Genomic DNA, 3442 nt, shown 5'->3' on the forward strand with positions numbered 1-3442 from the left:
GGAGGCGCTGCGCGACCTGCTGCGCGCCGTCGCCGTCTTCGCCGCCGGCGGGCGCCAGGCGCTGGCGCGGCTGACCTCGGCCTCGGCGCAGCGCATCGCGGGGCAGCTGCCGGCGCCGCGGCGATGACCTGGATCATCCTCGGCCTCATCGCGCTGCTTGCCGTGATCGGCCTGCTGCGGGTCTTCGCGGATGCCAAGCCGGCCCAGGTCAGGACCGCCTTCGCCTGGGGCGGCGGCATTCTGGGCGTGGTGCTGCTCGGCGCGCTGCTCGTCTCCGGTCGGGGCGCGCAGGCCTTGTGGTCGCTGGTGCTGTTCGGCCCTGCCATCTGGCGCACGGTGCAGGGCTGGCGCGCGGCACGCACCTTCGCCCGCGGCGGCGCCGCCAGCCCCGGCCAGGCCAGCGATGTCGAGACCGGCTTCCTGGCCATGGGCCTCGACCACGACAGCGGCCGGATGTTCGGGAGGGTGAAGGCCGGCCGCTTCGCCGGGCGGGAGCTGGCGGATCTCGACCTGCCGCTGCTGCTCGACCTCATGGCCGAACTCGCCGCCCAGGACCCGGACGGCGTGCCGCTGCTGGAGGCCTGGCTGGACCGCGCCCATCCGGACTGGCGGGACGCCGCCGCCCATCACGCCGCCCCGCCCCCTGGCCGCCCCGCGGGCGGCCGCATGACCCGGGCGGAGGCACTGGCCGTGCTGGGCCTGGCGGAGGGCGCGGCGGAGGCGGAGATCCGCACCGCCCATCGCCGGCTGATGCGCACCGCCCACCCCGACCAGGGCGGCTCGGACTGGCTTGCCGCAAGGTTGAACGAGGCGCGGGACATCTTGCTGGGCGGCTGAGGAACCCGGGGCGCCGGTGGACGCATTGGCCCGTCCGTGGCACTCCTGCCCGCCCGAACCGCAAGGGAACCCCCACCCGTGCCAAAGCCACTCCGCAAGGCTGTCCTGCCCGTCGCCGGTCTCGGCACCCGCTTCCTGCCGGCCACCAAGCAGATGCCGAAGGAGATGCTGCCGGTCGTGGACAAGCCGCTGATCGTCTATGCGGTGGAGGAGGCGCGGGCGGCCGGGATCGAACAGTTCTGCTTCGTCACCGGCCGCGGCAAGACGATGCTGGTGGACCAGTTCGACGCCGCCTACGAGCTGGAGCGCACGCTCGCCGAGCGCAACAAGACGAAGGAGCTGGCGATGCTGCAGGCGCAGGCGATGCCGCCCGGCGCCATCGTCTCCACCCGCCAGCAGGTGCCGCTCGGGCTGGGCCACGCCATCTGGTGCGCGCGCAACTTCGTGCAGGACGATCCCTTCGCCATCATCCTGCCGGACGACCTGATGCTCTGCGACGTGCCCTGCATGAAGCAGCTGGCCGATGCCTATGCCGCGACCGGCGGCAACGTCGTGGCGGTGGAGGAGGTGCCGCGCGAGCATGTCTCGCGCTACGGCGTCATCGCCCCCGGCGCGACGAATGGCAACCTGGTCGAGGTGACCGGCCTGGTGGAGAAGCCGCCGATGGAGAAGGCGCCGTCGAACCTGACCGTGATCGGCCGCTACGTGCTGATGCCGGAGGTGATGGGCCACCTGGCGAAGATGGAGAAGGGCGCGGGCGGCGAGATCCAGCTGACCGACAGCATGGCCAAGCTGATCGGCGCGCAGCCCTTCCACGGCGTGCTCTACGAGGGCCGGCGCTTCGACTGCGGCGACAAGGCGGGCTACCTGGAGGCGCAGGTCGCCTTCGCGCTCGCCCGCGACGACATGGCGCCGGCGATGCGCCAGATCATCAAGAAATACGCCTGAACGGGCGAGCCGGGGGACACCCAGACATGACGGCCTTCCACCACAGCTTCGATCCCACGTCGCTGCGCGAATACGACATCCGCGGCGTCGTCGGGCAGACCTTGCGGCCGGAGGACGCCTTCGCCATCGGGCGCTGCTTCGGCTCCATCGTCGTGCGCGCGGCCGGACGCAATGGCGGCGCGCCGAAGGTGGCGGTCGGCTATGACGGCCGGCTCTCCTCGCCGGAGATGGAGGCGCAGCTCGTGGCGGGCCTTCGCGCCTGCGGGCTGGAGGTGCTGCGCATCGGCTGCGGCCCGACGCCGATGCTCTACTACGCGGCCTATGCGCTGGAAGCCGACGGCGCGGTGATGGTCACCGGCAGCCACAACCCGCCGAACTACAACGGCTTCAAGATGATGCTCGGGAAGAAGCCGTTCTTCGGCCGTCAGATCCAGGAAATCGGCCGCATGGCGCGCGAGGGCGACGTCGTGCCCTCCGCCATCGGCACCGACCGCCAGGTGGACGTGTCGGAGCAGTACGTCGCGCGCATCCTGAAGGACTGGGACGGCGGCGACCGTGCGCTCAAGGTCGTCTGGGATCCGGGCAACGGCTCCGGCGCGGAGATCGTGAAGAAGCTGGTCGCGAAGCTGCCGGGCACGCACTACGTCATCAACGGCACGATCGACGGCACCTTCCCGGCGCACCACCCCGATCCGACCGTGGCGAAGAACCTCGAGCAGGTCATCGCCGAGGTGGCGCGCGAGGGCGCAGACCTCGGCATCGCCTTCGACGGCGATGCGGACCGCATCGGCGTGGTGGACGACGAGGGCCACATCCTGTTCGGCGACCAGCTGCTGGTGGTGCTGGCGCGCGACGTCCTGAAGGCGAAGCCCGGCGGCACGATCATCGCCGACGTGAAGGCCAGCCAGGTGCTGTTCGACGAGATCGCCAAGGCCGGCGGCAACCCGCTGATGTGGAAGACCGGCCATTCGCTCATCAAGGCCAAGATGGCCGAGACCGGCAGTCCGCTCGCCGGCGAGATGTCGGGCCACATCTTCTTCGCCGACAAGTGGTACGGCTTCGACGACGCGCCCTATTCCGCCGTGCGGCTGCTCGGCATCGTCGCGCGCATGTCCGGGAAGCTCTCCGCCGTGCGCGCCGCGCTGCCGCAGGTGATCAACACGCCGGAACTCCGCTTCGACTGCCCGGACACCCGCAAGTTCGAGGTGGTGCAGGAGGTGAAGGCACGCCTCGCCGCCGAGGGCGCGAAGGTCAACGACGTCGATGGCGTGCGCGTGCTGACGGAGGATGGCTGGTGGCTGCTGCGCGCCTCCAACACCCAGGCCGTGCTGGTGGCGCGCGCCGAGGCGACGACCGAGTCTGGCCTCGAGCGGCTCAAGGCGCAGATCGCGCGCCAGGTGGAGGCCTCCGGTCTGGCCGCGCCGGACTTCTCCGGCGCCAACGCGGGACATTGATGCCGGCTGGCGCGCCGGTCTTCCTCTACGGCACGCTGCTCGACCCGCGCGTCTTCGCGCGCTTCGCCGGACGCGCGCCCCTGCGGTGCGCGCTGGCGGCGGTGCTGCCGGGCCATCGCCGCGTGACGCTGCGCGGCACCCCCTATCCCACGCTGCTGCGCGGCGCGGGCGAGGTGCACGGGCTGCTGCTGCCGCGCCTCGCG

Annotated in this window: 4 protein-coding genes; all 4 read left to right on the forward strand. The window is 71.8% G+C overall.

The window, feature by feature from the left end; all coding sequences use genetic code 11:
• Positions 1 to 123: 123 nt before the first annotated feature.
• Positions 124 to 837, forward strand: a complete 714-nt coding sequence (locus tag OZN99_RS27855) for a J domain-containing protein (protein ID WP_270938478.1) — start codon at positions 124 to 126, stop codon at positions 835 to 837.
• A gap of 78 nt (positions 838 to 915) precedes the next feature.
• Complete coding sequence (gene galU / locus OZN99_RS27860; protein ID WP_270938479.1) at positions 916 to 1785, forward strand: UTP--glucose-1-phosphate uridylyltransferase GalU; 870 nt, start codon at positions 916 to 918, stop codon at positions 1783 to 1785.
• 26 nt (positions 1786 to 1811) lie between these two features.
• Entirely contained in the window at positions 1812 to 3239 is a 1428-nt protein-coding gene (gene pgmG / locus OZN99_RS27865) for a phosphoglucomutase/phosphomannomutase PgmG (protein ID WP_270938480.1), read from the forward strand.
• On the forward strand, positions 3239 to 3442 hold a 204-nt coding region (locus tag OZN99_RS27870; protein ID WP_270938481.1), incomplete at its 3' end, for a gamma-glutamylcyclotransferase family protein. The genes pgmG and OZN99_RS27870, both read left to right, overlap by 1 nt.

Source organism: Falsiroseomonas oryzae (assembly GCF_027856955.1).
Lineage (GTDB): Bacteria > Pseudomonadota > Alphaproteobacteria > Acetobacterales > Acetobacteraceae > Falsiroseomonas > Falsiroseomonas oryzae.

What these genes read in the sequence shown, in the direction of transcription:
- OZN99_RS27855 (WP_270938478.1), top strand. Translation starts at nt 124, where the DNA reads ATGACCTGGATCATCCTCGGCCTCATCGCGCTGCTTGCCGTGATCGGC.
- pgmG (WP_270938480.1), top strand. Translation starts at nt 1,812, where the DNA reads ATGACGGCCTTCCACCACAGCTTCGATCCCACGTCGCTGCGCGAATAC.